The following is a 17252-nucleotide window of genomic DNA, read 5'->3' on the forward strand; positions in this document are numbered from 1 at the left end:
ATTGGATAGCTTGTTTACTCCCTCTATTTAAAAAAATATCAATTTTATGGGGCAATCGTTTAACAATTTCGAGTAAGTTTTTAGTTAACAAATACAAAACCCAAATTTTGATTCCTGATGGAACTTTAATTTCCTGAGTCATTTGTTTTTTGTATAAAAGACTGCCCAAAAGAATTTACATACTACTTAGGCTAGCATAACAAAATTTTCAGTGATAATCTTTAACAGAAGTAAATCTTATCTAAAGCTTTAAAGTGTACTGATGTTCAATTGTAGTCAGATTACGATTATTATCCAGCAATTAACCAAATGTTAATGTAACTGCGATGACGAAACAGCAACAGTGGTGGAAAAAGCTGTTGTTAAAACTGGCAGCTAGTATCATATTTTACACAAGTATTCCGTTGCCGTATTTGAAAGGATTAGATTTTCAGGGAGTAGCACATCTTGCTTCGCTTGTAGGGTTGATCATTGGGGGAATTTTAGGGTTATTAGATACGGGAATGGATTATATTGGTATGTCCGTGTTAACTCGTAGTGCTTTGGTAGTAAGTATTTGGATTGCTATAACTGGAGGGCTGCACTTAGATGGGGCGATGGATACTGCCGATGGTTTGGCAGTGGGCGACCCAAATCGGCGGCTGGAGGTGATGGCAGATAGTGCTACAGGTGCTTTTGGGGCAATGGCAGCGATCGCATTAGTGTTACTAAAAATGACAGCCTTAACAGATATGCCAGAAAACCGTTGTTTGTTACTGATGGCTGCTTGTGGCTGGGGACGTTGGGGACAACAGGTAGCGATCGCGCGGTATCCTTATCTCAAACCAACTGGCAAAGGTGCATTTCATAAACAAGCCATTCGTTCTTACAAAGATTTATTACCAGGCTTCTTATTGCTCTTGAGTTTGAGTGGTTTGCTTGTCCTGATAAATAACCAGGGGCTATTTCTCGCACTAGCAATGATAATTGCAGGAAGTGCGATCGCTACTTTAACCGGTGCATGGTTCAACCACAAATTAGGCGGACACACCGGAGACACCTACGGCGCAGTCGTCGAGTGGACTGAAGCCTTATTTCTCTGCGTAATGACCGTTTTTTAATAAATGGGGGAGTGGGGAGGATGAGGGGGAATAACCAATGCCCAATGCCCACTTTATTTAATCGGTTGCAGCTTTGTCACCTTGAGTTTAAAAGCTCCTACTCCAGTTTCTCCAAAAGACCGGACACGAATCACGTAATTCCCTGTCTCTACGATGCGGGTAAATAGTAGAGAATTGCTAGTACCATCAGGACCATCATCATTTTCTGCCAGAGTTGAACCATCAGGTGCTAGCAGTGTGATAATACTGTCAAAGTTTTCCGATGACAGGTCAACTGCTAAATTATCTCCCTTTTGCAACTTCACCGTGTAATCACGGGCAAACCCACCTTGACCTGTAGGAATGTCTTTGTCTGAGAGGGTATCATTTATTTCAGTGCTGTTAGATAAAGGGATTGGACTATACAATTTATTTTGAGCAAAGGCTGCACTTGTACTTATGCCTATTGCCAGCAATGTGGCAGGAACGATCGTGAGTTGTCTTAAACCCACCGCAAAAACTTTATTCATACATTTCAAGCAATTTTTTCCACAAAAATAGGGTAATTCGGCCAATTTACGCGCTTATATGTTCAATTTAGCCCATTAATTCTGGATTTATCCGTCTTTGACGGCAGTGGCTACTGCTACTAATCCTAAGACCACTATTCCATACTGACGAAGTGTTTGCACAGCAGACCTGGCAGTAGCACCAGTAGTATAAATGTCGTCCACTAATAGCACAGGAACATTTGGGGGACGATCGCGAAATTCTTGTCCGACAGCAAAAGCTTGAGCCAAGTTTTTTTCTCGTTTAGATACCGATAAACCAAATTGGGCTTCAGTTTCTCGCACTCTGGCTAAACCGTTTAGTTTCAATTTTAATCCAGTTATTTCGCAGAAGCTTTGTGCTATTAATGCGGCTTGATTGTATTTACGTTGCTTTTGCTTGCTAGGGTGCATTGGAATGGGAACTACCACAGGCTGGCTATCTCCCCTTGGTGAATTTAACAACCATGCTTCTCCTAACCATTGACCCAGAGGACGAGCTATTTGGGGTTGATTTTCGTATTTCATCGCCGCGATCGCTCGTTTGACTGGGCCACCGTACTCCCCCCAGCCAAACACTGGTATTGGCTCTTTCCATAGATAAATTGGGTCTTTATGTTGACATTTTTGCAGTTGTCTGGTGCAGTTCTGACAAAATTCTTGAGAAGTTGCGCGTTGACATAGGGGGCAATGGGATTGGAGAAAAAGGTTGAGTAAGCCTGTGAGATTTTTAATCCAAGGGTGCATTTTAGAATTGTCCTTTGTCATTAGTCACTTGTCATTTGTCAGTTGTCAGTTGTCCTTAGCTAATGACCAATAACTAATGACCAATGACTAATGACTAATGACTAATGACTTAAAATACACGCGATCGCAGCGTGTTGTTTCTACTCCTGTTGCTGGAGTGTAGCCGTTGCTTTCATACAGCTTGACTGCTTCCACCAGAGCGCTGGCGGTTTCAATCCAAATCTCCTGAAAACCACGCTTTGCGATCGCTGCTTCTAGCTGTTGTAACAAATATTTCCCTAATCCTAAACCCCTGATGCTGGGTAAGAGATACATTTTGCGGATTTCTACTGCTTTTTCACCTCGGTGTATGGGGTAGTATGCCCCAGTTCCTACTAACTGGCTTTGGTGTTCAATTACCCAAAACTCTCCCCCAGTAGCTAAATAACATTCCTCGACTCGTAGCACATCCCGGTCAGCACCCTTTGGTTCCCAACCTAGACCGTATTCTGATAATACATAACTGATGACTTCGGCGGCTCTTGTGCGATCGCTTGCAACCCAATCACGAATTATAAAATCTTGATAATAGTTTTTCATTACCATTTGCTGGTCAAGTTTACACAGAAAATTTTCTGGTTCTATATCCCAATTTACCTAGCAAATAGCAATTCTTGCAGAGTCTGTTTCAGCCAGTACTCTCAAGGTATCAATAAAGGGACAAGGGAAGGGGAAAATAATTCCCCTTCCCTTGTCTGCTTAAGAACGATAATTAAGCGATATAGTAGCGTGCGGCGGGCTACTATATCGCTTAATTGATATTACAACTAGGATCAGCCTCTATTACTATTCCAAGGGCCCCAAATAGCTAAAGTAATACCAGGGGTTTGAATGTTGACGAATAAAGTCTGACCATCAGGTGAGAAGCAAGCACCTGCGAACTCGCTATCATTGAAAGCGTTACGTGCAAAATTATAAAGTTCGCCGTTAGGAGTCACACCTCTTAAGAAATTTTCACCATCCCCATCTTCACAGAGAATCAGATCGCCAAAAGGTGCCACAACTATGTTGTCAGGCATATCGAGTTCATTTTTAGATTGAGACTCGACAAATAATTCAATTGTCTCTTTACCCGGAATGTAGCGCCAGACCTGACCACCACCTACAGGGCCACCACTTGTCGCAGTGAAGTAAAATTCGCCTTTGCTTTTTTTGTCATACCAGATGCCTTCGCCTCGGCTAAACCGGGCTGCACCTAAAGTCCGACCTTGCACTCTAACATTATCTAAAGTAGTGGGGTTTGGGTCAGGAATAGTTACCCAATCTACATCCCATTTCTCTCCAACTACGAAACCGGTAATGGTGTTAACCTCTGGTCTATTCTTAATCCTCAAAGCTTGGAGAGTGCCTCCTGCTTTTAAATTGCCATACTGTTTTGGGATAAAACGATAGAAGAGGCTACTCCCATTATCTTCAGTCTGATAAACAATCCCAGTTTTAGGATCTACAGCTACAGCCTCATGATTAAATCGTCCCATTTCAACTAGAGGTACTGGCTGAACAGGAGAAGTGGCACTAGCTGGAACCTCAAAGTTATAACCATGTGGCTTAGTAACTCCATTTGTTGCAGTTGGTATAGTTACATCTTCTTCACAGCTAATCCACGAACCCCAAGGAGTTAAACCACCAGCGCAGTTACGAATGGTTCCACCGAGAGAAGCGAACTGTTTTATCAGCTGGCGATTAGGGCCAACAACCAAGGTTGTAGTGCCACCTTTGCAAATAGGATCGTAGGGATTTAGCACTTGTACTTTTGTACCAGAACTAATGCTAAGTTCGTGATTGCGAACCAAAATTGTTGTGTTTTTAGGACCGGGGAAGGCTGCCATACCATCATGAGCGCCAGGCTCTAAACTGCCATCGCTCATAAAGGTTCCTGTGCGAGATATAACTTGATACTGAAATCCTTTTGGTACTTCTAAAATCCCATCAGCACCTGGAAAAAGTGGCCCATATCCTTTACCAAGTTTTTGACCAAAAGCTTTTCTAGCAAGAAGGCCTTCCAAAGGAGACACCATCAAAGTGCCGACAGCAGTCGTACCTGCTATTGCAAAGAATTTACGTCTTGAGAATGTCATGAGGATGATTTGGTTACTTAAGATAATGCTGAAGAGAAAATATTTGATTTTGATTAAGTTTGGGTAATGCTTTATTTAATTTAGGGTTAGTTAACAAAAGATAAATTTATATAAAAATTTCCCAACAAAACCCAGCAATATTTATGAACATAAGCTTTATCCAAACCCACTACCCAAAGTCTGGAGCTATATCAACAAAGTCTACGGTGGTAGGTTCTTTTAACCGCACTCTTTAAAAGGTAAAAGCTAAGGAAATAGAGGAGTTAATTTAAATTAAAAAATGGTTATATGCCGACAATAAAACAGTATTTGTTTAAGAATAGTTAAAGATTAGTTTAATTAAAATAAATATAGCCCTCTGAAAATAAATTATGCTTTTTAGAATTTCTATGGAAAAAAGTAATCAAAAATTATAATGATTAATTTGAATCTAAGTGATACAATTTCCCTGAAGGTTTTTCGGACATTAATTAGGTAACAGAAGTCATTGTTTATTGTGATTTCCAGAGCCTAAAGCCTCTAATTATAAGAGGACTTAAGCTAATTAGCATAAATTGTGTTGACTTTGAGAGTGCCTAATGAGGTACATGAATTAAGTTTGTAAAGCTCACATCTCGGAGTAATAATCAGTATTGCAATCAATAGTAATTATTACTTTGCAGTTAACTACGACATCAAATACCAAGAAAATGAAAAGCATTCGTAACCAAATCAAAGCTACTGTAGCTGTTGTTGCTTTTAGCTCTATGGCTAATTTAATTCATGCTCCCAGTGCTGATGCTGCTTCTTTTGAGCTTGATTGGCGAGGAGATAAAGGTTATTCAGCTAAGGGGCAATTCAGCTATGATGATAATTTCCTGGGAAGCATTGTTAGCAAGGATGAACTGACTGATTTTGCCATTTCTTTCTTTAACCCACAGGGAACTTTGCTGCAAACTTTTAACTACGATTTTCCCCAATCTGATAGTAGTTTTAATTTCAACTTTGATCCAGCCACAAAGACTGTTCTACAAACTGGTAACTTTGATACACCTAATGGTTTTGATTTAGGAATTGACTTTGTAACTGATGTGACAGGTTTAGATTTTTATACTTATCTAAATGCCGAACAAGGATTACCAACGGCTAAAATATTCTTGAAGGATGACCTTTCACCAGAAGTATGCAATACATACCCAGACTGTAGGTTGGATCTTGGGGGTAAGTTGACTGCAACTGCTATTCCTGAACCTGGTGCAATTTTTGGTTTGCTCGTTCTTGGTTTTGTGAATAGAGTCCTGAAGAAAAAGCCAGCATCTACATAGATAGTAAACCTGAATAGTTAAAGCTAGCCTGATTAGAACTGTAATTAAACATTATTCTAGCTTTAATGACCAAAAAATTTAGAAGGTTATAAATGCCTAAAATTTCTAGGGGAACGTATTGCAAATATGTCCCCTATTTATAGTAAGTAGGTAATAATAAATCAAACTAACAGTGAACTTTTAACTAACAATTCCTAGATTGTTGTAGATTTCGATGAGATTGCCATCAGGATCGCGAAAATGAGCCGTGCGAATTCCCCAGTCTGAACGATCTTGTGGTTCAGTCACAACGATCGCACTCTGACTCTTTACTTGCTGATAAACCTCATCCACGTTATCGACTGCGAAAATCAAGGCAATTTTATCTCGATTGACAATGTATGAAGGCTGTTCTATTCTTGGCACTACTTCAGCCATTAATTCTTTTTTGAACAAACCCAGCTTGAGATATCCGGTATTAAACTCAGCATATCCGCTATCTTCATCGCCCCAATCGACATCAAACTTTAGCAGATCCCGGTAGAACAGAAAAGAATCTTTGTAGTTGGATACAAGCAGTCTCAGGTGTGTTAACTGAAGCTTCATGTCTGTTACCTTAATCTACTAACTGTGAATTCTAGGTTCTGAGTGCAAAGTTGCCAGCAACTCGCTTTCGACAATTGCTAATTCATCAAGCCGTTGCATGACAATTTCTTTGTCGAAATAAGTAGCAGCTAAAACCCAATATATACCGTAGTGACGCGCTTCGGATGCCATTAACCCCCGATAAAATTTTGCTAGCTCTGGTTCTGGACAGTGAGCAGCTAATAGTCCCAGGCGTTCGTGAGAGCGAGCTTCGATTAAACCTGTGACTAGTAAGGAATCCAGAAATCGCTCAGGTTCTTTAGGGCGGACTTGAGCCTTTAAACCTGCGCCGTAAGGAGGTGGTGGTAAGGGAGCTAAGGGAATGTTCCGGCGTTCTAACCATTGGTTGACTAGCTCAAAGTGTTCTAGTTCTTCGCGGGCGATCGCAGTTAATTCCCGAACCATTTTAGTATTGGAAGGGTAGCGAAACATCATGTTTAAAGCCACACCTGCTGCTTTGCGTTCACAGTGGGAGTGATCGAGTAAGATGATGTCTAAGTTTGCGATCGCTTGTTCAACCCAAGCAGAGCTAGTGGGCTGTTTTAGGACGTTAATAGTTGGTAACTGAGTAAGCACAGAGTCACAAAACTCCAGAATGTTAATTTAGCTGAGTACCTTAGCAAATTGATTTTAATCGTGGATGGGGCAATTTGTTGCTTTTATAGCCCAAGCGAATAGAAATCACGCCTACATAGGCTTAGTCCACCTCCACGGACTAAGAAAAACTGAGGGTTCAATGTAAGATTAAACTGGTAGCACAACACGAGATTTCATGGCCATAAGGTTTATTCTGAGCGATTATGTTGACCGAGCGATCGCTCAGGCAATTTATGACAAGCTCAAAGATGGTACGTTTGCAGGTAGGATTCCTGTTTGCAAAGGAGTGATAGCCTTTGCATCAACTTTGCGCGAGTGTGAGGATGAATTACGCTCAATACTAGAAGACTGGATTTTGCTTGGGTTAAAGCTGGGACATTCTCTACCAGTAATTGATAATATTGACCTCAACAAGGAGCCGACTCTTGAGCCGATGGATACCCTGTAAGCGTCGTGATTTTGTAAAGAAATTACGATGGCTTGGCTTTGATGGGGCTTTTTCTGGAACAAGACATCAGTTTATGGTTTATGGGGAATGTCGCCTAACTATTCCCTCTAATGATGAGTATTCTGTACCGCAATTGCGGATGATGATTGGGGAAGTTGAGGTTATTCTAGAGCGCGAAATCACGCTAGAAGAATGGAATAGCCTTTAAAATATGGCGAGAAGCGATGTCTGATGACAACAGCGATCGCTTGTCGATTTACACTTTGGAGTTAAAAATTAGGTAATAAATCTGCTTGTTTACATATTTCATTAGCAGTAATCCGATCAATGGTACGATGCCGTTTTACAGGAAGAGTTTTTATATTATTAGTATAAATTGAATGATTTCCTCCTTCTATTAATAAATATAAGCCATTTTTTTCTAAGTATTTAATTGGCTCTTTTCGTTTGACTGACACACTCAAACCTCTATAAGAATTTGTTCGAGCAAAGAATCATCTATGGGAATTTCTTTATTTTCTTGGCGATAGGCAAGAATCATTTCTTTGGTTGCGTCTTGTAACATCGCCCTGCATTCTTCTAGGCTTTCTCCTTCCGTAATGACTTCTTGCCATTCAATGAGTTGTCCCATATATCTGCTATTAGTTTTTGTATATTTTGCAGTGTATGTAATTAACATTTCTGTGTTGGTGAAGATAATTATATGATTTATCGTAGCTGATTTTTTGTTGTGAGGGTGTAGGCGTAGCCTGTCGAAGGCAATTCACAACCACATAAGAGGTTGTTTGAAAAGTTGTATTGTATGTTGTGTTTTAATCAAATTATTACCCCCCTTAATCCCCCCTTATAAAGGGGGGAAACAAGAAAATCCGGTTCCCTCCCCTTTATAAGGGGAGGGGTAGGGTGGGGTAATAAAATATTTGATATATCAATCATGACTTTTCAAACATAGTCTAAGAGCGATCGCCTCTGCATTTCCACTTCTTTTCTAGAGCCTAGACGCTGCATTGGCGAGTCAAGAGACATCGCTTTTATTATCATTATCTTGATATTCTTTGATTTTGGCATATAAGCTAGCGACTGTTTCTTTAGCAAACAGTTTTTCTTTAAGTTGCAAATAGTCGCTTTCACTTAGTTTACAAGTTGCCCAAAATTTCATTACCTTCGATGGTTCTAGGTGAGTGAGTAAAACCTGTATCACTTCTTGTAAATTTTCTTGTTCGTTAATAACTTTAATGTCCATTTTATATCTCCAAGATAAAATTAGTCGGGTTGATTACCAAGAGTGATAAATCTTGACAACGGTTGATTAATCTGCGATCGCAAGTGATAAAATAATTACTTTGGGAAGCTTCTGCACACGCTACATGAAGTGCATCTTTCTCTCAAGAAAAGCGATCGCCTCTAGCAGTGCGCTCTATGCGTAGGCGTAGCTCGACGTAGACATCGCTTGTCTATTTACACTTCTTTTCTAGAGCATCGCCAGCTTTTGGCTCAATGATATACCAAAACAAATGCGTGAATTACTTAAATAAGTAAGCAAACTGGGGTTTGAGAAAGCAAAAGCTTCTTTTACTTGCGGAAAACACCAAAATGAGTAAGCAAACTGGAGTTTGAGAAAGCAAAAGCTTCTTTTGAGTAAGCAGAAGTTGATTTTGCTTGCGGAAAACACCAAAATGAGTAAGCAAACTGGGGTTTGAGAAAGCAAAAGCTTCTTTTGAGTAAGTCAAACGCCATTTTGAGTAAGTAATCAGGGATTTTTACTTAGCTTGATATAAATTTTAGTCTACGCGATCGCAAATCTAACTTTTAACATGGTACGCTTTGCACAAAACTTGCCTATTCTTGATTTGGAGAGAGGCGATCGCGCAAATATGCCAAATTTTCACGCACAGTAATAGTATTTGGATGATTTGCGCCTAACCGTTGCTCAAAAATATCTAATGCTTGCAGATACAATGGTTCGGATTTTGCATAATTTCCTTGTAAGTAGTAGAGTTTTGCTAAGTTGTTGAGACTAATTGCGACATGTGGATGTTCTTCACCCAGCAGTTTGCGCCTAAGTGCCAAAGTTTGGATGTCAAGGGGTTCGGCTTCGCTGTACCTGCCTTGGGAACGGTAGAGTTGCGCTAGGTTGTTGAGACTATCTGCGACAGATGGATGTTCTTCTCCCAGTAAGCGTCGCCTTAGTTCCAATGCTTGCAGGTTTAAAGGTTCGGCTTCGCTGTATCTTCCTTGAGATTCATAGAGTGCTGCCAGGGTGTTGAGGCTATAGGCAAAATCTGGATGTTCTTCTCCCAGCAAGCATCGCTTTAATTCCAAAGCTTGCAGATTGAGGGATTCGGCTTCGCTATATCTCCTTTGTAAGTAGTACAGGAACGCTAGGTTGTGGAGACTATGGGCAAAATCTGGATGTTCTTCTCCCAGCAAGCATCGCTTTAATTCCAAAGCTTGCAGGTACAGAGGTTCGGCTTCGCTGTATCTTCCTTGGTAATTGTAGAGTCCCGCCAGGTTATTGAGACTATGGGCAACAGATATATGTGACTCTCCCAGCAAATGTCGCCTGAGTTCCAATGCTTGCAAGAACAGGGGTTCGGCTTCGCTATATCTTCCTTGGGAGTTGTAGAGTTGTGCCAAGTTACTGAGGCTAAGTGCAACATCTAGATGTTCCTTTCCCAGCAAATGTCGCCTGAGTTCCAATGCTTGCAAGAACAGGGGTTCAGCTTCGCTATATCTTCCTTGTAAGTAGTATAGTTCTGCCAGATTGTTCAGACTTTGGGCAACAGATACATCTGACTCTCCCAAGCGCTTTTTAGTGACTGTTAGAGACTGTTCATACCAAGATACTGCTTGATTATACAATCCCTGATCTTGATACAATTGAGCGTTACCGATGAAAGCCCAAATTAAATCTTCATCCTTGACGTATTGAATGAGATTCTTTGCTACTTCTGCTAAATGAGGTATGGCGGGAGTAACATTGTAGATTTGTTTAAGAGTAGGGTATTCAGGAATCTCTTTGCCAACTGCTACCATTACCTTGCAAAAACTTCGCTTAAATTCCTCCGCCCGTTTTAAACCTGTACACTTGTATTGAAAAAACTCCCGCAACAGTGGATGTAGTTGATAGACTCCTTCATCTTTGCGCTGGAGTAAATGCAAAATCAGCAAGCTATCGTCTCTAATTTCTTCTAACTCTTCTGTATGTTCTTCCGGTAAACACTGTTCCACCAACTTCCAAGGTATGGGTGCAGCAGCAAATAAACTCAATAAACAGCCCAATTGTTTATCGCTGTCCTCTAATTCCTGCCAACTCAACTCAAAGGCTGCTAACACACCTCGTCGTGCTGTCATGTCCGCTTCCGACTTAGATTTAGAGAGGGAACGCTCATCTAACCGCTTGTTCTCCAACCGCCGCAACATCTCTGTTAAAGATAAATCCTGTTTCCGCGCCAGATAGCGCCCCACTAATTCCACACCCAAAGGTAAATATCCCAGCCACTCACACAACTGATTTGCTAAAGCTAATTCTCGCTCAATTCGCTCTGGTGTTTCTTTGAGTAAAGACCTTAATAACTCCAGCGCTGCTTCTGGTTGCAGCACATCCAAAGATAACTGTGCGATGCGTCCCAACTTTTGGCGCGTAGTAATCAACACTTTAAATCGAGAAGGTAGCGACGGTAAATAAGGCTTAACTTCCTCGTAATCGCTGACATCATCCAACACTAGCAGCACATCACCCTCACGCCAATGCCGCCAACAATATTGCACTTGGGCGAGTATGTCAAAATCTTCTGGCGGCTTTAAATCAAGCTGCATTCTCGCAAACTGCACAACTTGAATCCCTATATCCCCAGTTTTTGGTAGCAACCAGCAAAGCCCACCGTTGTATGTTTCGCGGTGCTTGATTGCATATTGCAAGGCGAGTTCTGTTTTACCAACTCCACCCATGCCAGCGATCGCAGCAATGGCTACTTGTTTATTATCCTGCAAAAGTTGGTGCAGATTTTGCAATTCTTCTTCACGCCCAACAAATTCCACCACCCCACTCAGGGGCAAATTTTGTGGTGTTCCAGTCGGGGGATTTAACTTTACCCGTTCCCCTTCAGGCGACTTTAGTCAGAAGTTAAAGGTGTTACCAGAAATGGTATTAGTTCCACCTTTAATATTTATCCCTTGCCAATTTTCAATAATAGTGTTTGTAAGTTGAGGTTGTGCCTCATTAGCTACAGCTTCCACAGCTTGAGCAATTTCAGGATCTTTCTTCGCCACTTCCTCTACTTGCTGCCCAACAAGATAAGCCTGATTGTAATCTAAAGGTTGTGTTTTAGCCTGTTCGAGAAGCTTCGCCGTGCTAGGTTCCTTACGTTTCAGTAGAACTAATAACTTTTCGCCTTCGTTCCAAGCCTTTTCGCCGATGATTTCACCAGTTTTTTCAAATGCTTTAGTGATTACCAAGGTTGCGATCGCAGCTGCTGTAAGTGATACTGGCTCCATAAGTTTGCCAAAATATACGAGATTTTACTTATGGTTCTCAGTTTAACAGCCTCTAAACAGGTAACGGAAAGCAAATAGCAGAATAAATTATAGAGAATACAGCCTGATAATTCAGGTCATGTAGAAAAAAGTTATCCGGTGTGATTTTTACCCCCCTTATAAAGGGTACGGTGTACACACAAGTCTTTGAGAGTGGCCTCATAGGCTTTTGATCCCCCCAACCCCCCTTAAAAAGGGGGGCAAAAAACTCTCAAAGTCCCCCAATTTATCGGGGGATTTAGGGGGATCTCCAACGATTTTGCGTTTGTACAAAGATGTGTGTACACCGTAGCTTATATAGGGGGGAAACAAGAAGATCAAGTTCCCTCCTCTTTATAAGAGGAGGGTTAGGGTGGGGTAAAAATATTTGATACATCATCTTGTAGAGAGCGTCATTACGAATTATTTTAAACTCCCTGTTCTAAATCTAATTTCATAAATTCCTAGCAAACCCGATGCTACTAACAAAGGTAAAAAATAATAGACTCCCCGATAAGCCAGCATTGAACCCAAAATTGCCGCCGCCGAAACTTTAGATGAGAGAATCAGCAAAATTATAGTTTCAAATACTCCCAAACCACCGGGGACATTACTAACAACACCTGCAAACATCGCTAGCAAGTAAATACCCAAAAAGTCTAGATAAGACAAAGATATATTACTGGGTAGCAAAGGATAAAGAACTGCTGCTGCTAAAATCCAATCAAGACCAGAAATTGCTATTTGGATAAGGGATATCTTAAAAGAAGGAAATCGAAATTCTTGTCCCCGAATTATTAACGGTTGTTTAATAAAAATACTTCCTAGCAAATAACCAGCGACTAATAGCAGAAAAATCACGCCGATGGGACGCACAGTAGCAAAAGGTAAATGTAGTTGAGTGGGAATTTTGAGGGGATTGATGAGGAATAAGCAACCTGCAACGGCAAACATCCCCAACCAAAAAGTAAAATTGGCGAAAGCAATTACTTGTGCGATCGCAACTGCTGACACTCCCCAACTAGCATAAAATCGATAACGGATAGCACTACCAGTCAGTAAGGCAAAACCAATAGTATTACTAAAAGCAGAGCTAATAAAGCTGGTTAAAGCAATTTTGTTCCAGTTTAGGGAACGATTAATGTAACTAAAACCCAAAATATCGTACCCAATCATCACTAGATAGCCCAAGGCTGTCAGCCAAATTGCCCAGCTTAAGCGGCTTTTGGGAATAGCAGCTAGAGAGTTGAGGATATCACGATAATTATACTCATGCAGTTCGTTAGCGATCGCCACCACGGAAATCACCAGCAGCGACAAGCCGAATAGTGTGCTGAAATTAAGTTGCAGTTTTTTAAGCATCCTAAAGAAACTTATCCTAACTCTTAACTTTTAACTTATAGTAAGTCGCAAAATTTCCATCCTGTTGACACAACATTGACAAATTATTTGCGTAAACTTAGTGGTTGCCAGCACAGATTGTCCAATGCGATTAAAGATGAACTATAAACAATCAAAAATTCTCTTGCTAGTTTCAGTCTTAACCCTAGTTGCCTGTAATTTATCCCCAAATGTCGTAGCAAAACCACCGCAACAGCAAGATTTACCTACAACGCCTTCCATTCTTCCAAATCGGTCTAATACTGGCGATTCAGCAACTTTATTAACTTATAAAATTGAAACCTACGATAGTCAATTAATGGGTGCAAATCGCACTTACGGCGTTTCTTTACCCCCTGGCTATGAACAAAACCCAAAACAAAAGTATCCTGTAATCTTTCTCCTTCACGGCGGACATGGTTATCCCAATGATTGGTTTATTCAAAAAAAGGGGCAAGCTCTCAAAACAGTGGAACAACTTTATGCTACAGGTAAGTTACCACCCAGCATCATTATTACACCAGATGGCTACGACAAACGCGGCTCTAGTCGCTACCGAGATCCCGAATATATTGATGGCCCTAACGGTAAAGTCTCCACAGCCGTAGGTGATGAGTTAGTAAAAGTTGTGCAAAATCGTTATCGGACAATAAATAATCCAGATTTTTGGGCAATAGGTGGTTTATCTTCTGGTGGTTGGGGTGCAATGAATGTGGGGTTACACAACCTGAACCACTTCTCAGTTTTATTTAGTCATAGTGGTTATTTTGAAGATAAAAGCGGCCCTACAAATAGCCCAATAATTTATATCAAAAGCATTCCCGCATCAGCTACAAAAAGATTGCGAATTTACCTAGATTCAGGGACAGCAGATATTGAAGAAATCAACGAAGCCAAAAACTTTTCTAACGTACTAAACGAACTAAAAGTTTATAATTTGCTTCGTCAGTTTCCTGGTAGTCACACTTGGCAATACTGGCGGGAACATTTAGCCGATTCTTTGACATTTGTGGGCGAACAATTTAAATCTGCTCAAATAGCAAATATGACTGGTAATTTAGGTGTTAATCAAAAGAAAAGGACTCAAAATAATTAGCAACTTGCTAGATAAATAATTTTATTTGAGAAAAATGTTGATATTTAAACATCAATTTAGAAAACTATGCTGCCATTTGTCAGCAGATTAACTATATTAAGTTCTAATGGAGGTGTTTTTTTTTCAATGTTAAATAAATATGAAGATTTCTAAATTATTAATTAGTTTGCTAGGAGCGATCGCACTCCTCACTACTGTTGGTTATTATTATGTATTTATTTTAGGTGCGCCACAACTAGACCCACCCCAAGAAAAGGCAAATACCGGGCTAAAGCTTCAATTAGCAACCTTCAACTCTGAAGCGATGGGTGCAGTTCGCAACTACGGCGTGATTTTGCCCCCTAATTATAACAAAAATCAGCAAAAGCGCTACCCCGTGATATTCTTACTACATGGTGGTCATGATGATGCCCGTGCTTATGCTGATAAGTATGCAATTTTAGATATACTCCATGAACTTTATCAAAATGGAAAATTACCGCCATCAATTGTGATTACACCTGATGGCAATGATAATCGCGGTTCCAATCCTTTATACGACCCCGATTATTATGATGGCCCGAATGGCAAAATAGGAACTTTAATTGGTTCAGAATTAGTGCAGGTTGTCAAGTCACGCTACCGCACCTTAGAAGAACCCCAGTCTTGGGCGTTGGGAGGTTTGTCTTCTGGGGGATGGGGAGCTTTTAATATAGGGTTACGCCACCTCAACACTTTCCATATTCTGTTTAGCCATAGTGGTTATTTTACTGATAATAGCGGTTTACAAAATAGTCCCCAACAAATTGTGCAACAGCTACCAATTGAAGATAGAAAGCAATTGCGTGTTTACTTAGATGCAGGTTTGAACGATACTAATTTGTTAGCTTCTACCAAAGCCTTCAGCGTAACCTTAAATCAATTAGGCATTGCTCACGTATTTTATGCATTTCCAGGAGGTCATGGTTTGTCTGGTGCTAATATAGGCTGGAATTACTTCCACAAGCATCTTAAAGATTCGCTCTCGTATGTAGGTGAACAATTTAAAAAAGTTAGGAGTTAGGTATTAATAGTTAGGAGTTAGGAGTTAATAGTTTTAACACTAAAATAAATGACAAATGACAAATGACAAATAATTTAAAAACTAAGATTGGACTTTGGAGTGCGGCCTTCCTTACAGGCTTAGTGGGAGTAGTAAATTTGTTGTCAGCAGTGACCCCTAATCTGTATGGGCGGAATCACTGGTTGAAAGAATTTTTACCATTTGATATTCGTGCCACTGGTCATATATTTGCAGCACTGACGGGGTTTATTCTACTCACACTTGCTACTAACTTATTACGCCGAAAAAGAATAGCTTGGTTACTGACCATTGCTTTACTAGTAATTTCTATTTTTAGCCATTTGCTCAAGGGATTGGACTATGAAGAAAGTCTCCTCTCTGGAGTTTTGCTGATGCAATTGATTTTGATGCGCCATTCTTTCACGGCGCAATCAGACCGTCCTTCGATCGCACGGGGAGTTAGAGTGCTGGTCAGTGCTTTGCTATTTACCCTAGCATACGGGACTATTGGATTTTACTTATTAGACAACAAATTTTCAGAAAATTTTAATTTGCGTGAATCTGTACTTCAGACTTTAGCAATGTTCTTCACTGAAGATAATTGGGGACTACAACCAAAGAGCCGATTTGGAGAATTTTTTGCTAATTCTATCTATATTATTGCCGCAGTTACTATTACGTATGCAATAGTAATGTTATTGCAACCTGTGTTTTGGCGTAATCTAGCAACACCAAATGAGCGAAAAAGAGCTAAAGATATTGTCGAGCAATATGGACGTTCTTCTTTAGCAGCCTTCACACTTTTAAATGATAAAAGTTATTATTTTAGTCCTACTGGTAATAGTGTAATAGCTTATGTTCCCAAAGGAAGAGGTGCGATCGCATTAGGAGATCCCATTGGCCCCATTGAAGAACGCAAAGAGACAATTATTGCTTTCCAACACTTTTGTCAGTGCAATGACTGGTATCCAGGGTTTTACCAAACTTTGCCCGATGATGTTGAGCTTTACAAATCATTGGGATTTAAGGTACTCAAAATTGGAGAAGAAGCGATCGTTGACCTGAAAAGTTTTACATTACAAGGTAAGGCAGGTAAAAACTTTAGACCATCAATCAATCGTTTAACTAAACTAGGATACCAAATCGAGTTTTATCAACCACCCATTACTGATGCTTTGTTGCACCTCCTCAAACCTGTGAGTGATGAATGGCTGAAGATGGTGCAAGGTTCGGAAAAACAATTTTCTTTGGGTTGGTTTGACGAAGCTTACTTGCGAGAGTGCGAGATTGCTGTAGTGCATAATCCTGAAGGTAATATCAGCGCCTTTGCCAACATTGTCCGGGAGTACCAACTCAACGAAGCGACTATTGACATGATGCGACATCGCTCATCTCTTGAGAATGGGACGATGGACTTTCTATTTATTTCCATGCTCCAGCATTTTAAAGAGTGTGGTTATGACAGCTTTAATTTCGGTCTTTCCGCCCTGGCTGGAGTTGGAGACAACCCAGAATCACGCCGCTTAGAGAGAGTATTGCACTATCTTTACGAGCATTTGAATCGCTTCTACAACTTCAAAGGACTACACGCCTACAAAGACAAGTTCCGTCCCGGCTGGGAACCGCGTTATTTAGTTTACCCCAGTTTAGCTGCCTTACCAGATGTAGTTGTAGCATTGATTCGCGCAGATTCAGGCGATCGCCTTTTTGATTATTTCAAACCTGGCGCATAAATAACGAGTTTATCCAAAGTCA

The 17252-nt window shown here is 40.5% G+C and carries 19 protein-coding genes; 7 read left to right on the forward strand and 12 right to left on the reverse strand.

Annotated features, from left to right (window positions below):
• Positions 1-326 precede the first annotated feature (326 nt).
• Positions 327-1100 (forward strand): adenosylcobinamide-GDP ribazoletransferase, encoded by a 774-nt coding sequence (gene cobS, locus V7K38_RS10330; RefSeq protein WP_334857505.1) that lies wholly within the window; start codon positions 327-329, stop codon positions 1098-1100.
• Between the two features lie 53 nt (positions 1101-1153).
• On the opposite strand, the gene V7K38_RS10335 is transcribed toward cobS, so the two are convergent.
• From V7K38_RS10335 to V7K38_RS10350, 4 genes are all read right to left on the reverse strand, one after another.
• Complete coding sequence (locus V7K38_RS10335; protein WP_334857506.1) at positions 1154-1609, reverse strand: PPC domain-containing protein; 456 nt, start codon at positions 1607-1609, stop codon at positions 1154-1156.
• Positions 1610-1696: 87 nt separating this feature from the next.
• A complete protein-coding gene (locus V7K38_RS10340) occupies positions 1697-2374 on the reverse strand; it encodes a ComF family protein (RefSeq protein ID WP_334857588.1) in 678 nt (225 codons plus the stop codon).
• An 87-nt stretch (positions 2375-2461) separates the two neighbouring features.
• Positions 2462-2953: a GNAT family N-acetyltransferase gene (locus V7K38_RS10345; RefSeq protein WP_334857507.1), complete on the reverse strand. Its 492-nt coding sequence runs from the start codon at positions 2951-2953 to the stop codon at positions 2462-2464.
• 233 nt (positions 2954-3186) lie between these two features.
• Positions 3187-4491, reverse strand: a complete 1305-nt coding sequence (locus V7K38_RS10350; protein WP_334857509.1) for an alkaline phosphatase PhoX — start codon at positions 4489-4491, stop codon at positions 3187-3189.
• Positions 4492-5180: 689 nt separating this feature from the next.
• Between V7K38_RS10350 and V7K38_RS10355 the strand changes: the two genes are divergently transcribed.
• Positions 5181-5795: a PEP-CTERM sorting domain-containing protein gene (locus V7K38_RS10355; RefSeq protein WP_334857510.1), complete on the forward strand. Its 615-nt coding sequence runs from the start codon at positions 5181-5183 to the stop codon at positions 5793-5795.
• Positions 5796-5975: 180 nt separating this feature from the next.
• On the opposite strand, the gene V7K38_RS10360 is transcribed toward V7K38_RS10355, so the two are convergent.
• Both V7K38_RS10360 and V7K38_RS10365 read right to left on the reverse strand, forming a co-directional pair.
• Positions 5976-6380 (reverse strand): VOC family protein, encoded by a 405-nt coding sequence (locus V7K38_RS10360; protein ID WP_334857512.1) that lies wholly within the window; start codon positions 6378-6380, stop codon positions 5976-5978.
• A gap of 18 nt (positions 6381-6398) precedes the next feature.
• Positions 6399-6995 (reverse strand): tRNA-(ms[2]io[6]A)-hydroxylase, encoded by a 597-nt coding sequence (locus V7K38_RS10365; RefSeq protein ID WP_334857513.1) that lies wholly within the window; start codon positions 6993-6995, stop codon positions 6399-6401.
• Positions 6996-7191: 196 nt separating this feature from the next.
• Between V7K38_RS10365 and V7K38_RS10370 the strand changes: the two genes are divergently transcribed.
• Positions 7192-7464: a type II toxin-antitoxin system HicB family antitoxin gene (locus V7K38_RS10370; RefSeq protein ID WP_334857515.1), complete on the forward strand. Its 273-nt coding sequence runs from the start codon at positions 7192-7194 to the stop codon at positions 7462-7464.
• Positions 7442-7672: a hypothetical protein gene (locus V7K38_RS10375; RefSeq protein ID WP_334857517.1), complete on the forward strand. Its 231-nt coding sequence runs from the start codon at positions 7442-7444 to the stop codon at positions 7670-7672. Before V7K38_RS10370 ends, V7K38_RS10375 begins: the two co-directional genes overlap by 23 nt.
• 61 nt (positions 7673-7733) lie before the next feature.
• Here V7K38_RS10375 and V7K38_RS10380 read toward each other — a convergent pair whose 3' ends face one another.
• From V7K38_RS10380 to V7K38_RS10405, 6 genes are all read right to left on the reverse strand, one after another.
• Positions 7734-7922, reverse strand: coding sequence for a type II toxin-antitoxin system HicA family toxin (locus V7K38_RS10380; protein WP_334857518.1), 189 nt, complete (start codon positions 7920-7922; stop codon positions 7734-7736).
• A gap of 2 nt (positions 7923-7924) precedes the next feature.
• Entirely contained in the window at positions 7925-8095 is a 171-nt protein-coding gene (locus tag V7K38_RS10385) for a type II toxin-antitoxin system HicB family antitoxin (protein WP_334857520.1), read from the reverse strand.
• Between the two features lie 384 nt (positions 8096-8479).
• Positions 8480-8707 (reverse strand): hypothetical protein, encoded by a 228-nt coding sequence (locus tag V7K38_RS10390; RefSeq protein WP_334857523.1) that lies wholly within the window; start codon positions 8705-8707, stop codon positions 8480-8482.
• A 596-nt stretch (positions 8708-9303) separates the two neighbouring features.
• On the reverse strand, positions 9304-11523 hold the full coding sequence (locus tag V7K38_RS10395; RefSeq protein WP_334857525.1) for a tetratricopeptide repeat protein: 2220 nt from the start codon (positions 11521-11523) through the stop codon (positions 9304-9306).
• 60 nt (positions 11524-11583) lie between these two features.
• On the reverse strand, positions 11584-11961 hold the full coding sequence (locus V7K38_RS10400) for a hypothetical protein (RefSeq protein WP_334857526.1): 378 nt from the start codon (positions 11959-11961) through the stop codon (positions 11584-11586).
• A gap of 441 nt (positions 11962-12402) precedes the next feature.
• A complete protein-coding gene (locus V7K38_RS10405) occupies positions 12403-13341 on the reverse strand; it encodes a lysylphosphatidylglycerol synthase domain-containing protein (RefSeq protein WP_334857527.1) in 939 nt (312 codons plus the stop codon).
• A gap of 136 nt (positions 13342-13477) precedes the next feature.
• Here V7K38_RS10405 and V7K38_RS10410 point away from each other — a divergent pair, with 136 nt between their 5' ends.
• From V7K38_RS10410 to V7K38_RS10420, 3 genes are all read left to right on the forward strand, one after another.
• Positions 13478-14455 (forward strand): alpha/beta hydrolase, encoded by a 978-nt coding sequence (locus tag V7K38_RS10410; protein WP_334857529.1) that lies wholly within the window; start codon positions 13478-13480, stop codon positions 14453-14455.
• A 139-nt stretch (positions 14456-14594) separates the two neighbouring features.
• Entirely contained in the window at positions 14595-15497 is a 903-nt protein-coding gene (locus V7K38_RS10415) for an alpha/beta hydrolase (RefSeq protein WP_334857530.1), read from the forward strand.
• Positions 15498-15559: 62 nt separating this feature from the next.
• Positions 15560-17230, forward strand: a complete 1671-nt coding sequence (locus V7K38_RS10420; RefSeq protein ID WP_334857532.1) for a phosphatidylglycerol lysyltransferase domain-containing protein — start codon at positions 15560-15562, stop codon at positions 17228-17230.
• The last annotated feature ends 22 nt before the right edge of the window (positions 17231-17252 follow it).

It is taken from the genome of Nostoc sp. (assembly GCF_036917465.1).
Classification (GTDB): Bacteria; Cyanobacteriota; Cyanobacteriia; order Cyanobacteriales; family Nostocaceae; genus Nostoc.